Below are 298 nucleotides of genomic sequence, written 5' to 3' on the forward strand. Positions count from 1 at the left end.
CGACGCGGCCGACGCCGAGGCGCAGGGCGGTGTCCAGGTCGCGGGGCGACTTGGCGTTGCCGTGCAGCACGATCCGCTCGGGCGGGAAGCCGGTGGTGACGGCGAGTTCGAGTTCGCCGGCGGAGCAGACGTCCAGGCCGAGGCCCTCCTCGTCCACCCAGCGGGCCATCGCGCGGCACAGGAACGCCTTGGCCGCGTACAGGATGCCGGCGTCGGGAAAGGCGTCCCGGTAGGTGCGGCAGCGGTCGCGGACCTCGGCCTCGTCCAGGACGTAGACGGGGGTGCCGAAGCGGTCGGC

The 298-nt window shown here is 74.2% G+C and carries 1 pseudogene; it reads right to left on the reverse strand.

Going from position 1 to position 298, the window contains the following annotated elements:
- Positions 1 to 298: pseudogene (locus tag CCN44_RS46970) on the reverse strand (diaminopimelate decarboxylase); the annotation flags it as partial.

The sequence above is a fragment of the Streptomyces tricolor genome (assembly GCF_002155905.1).
GTDB classification, from domain to species: Bacteria; Actinomycetota; Actinomycetes; order Streptomycetales; family Streptomycetaceae; genus Streptomyces; species Streptomyces tricolor.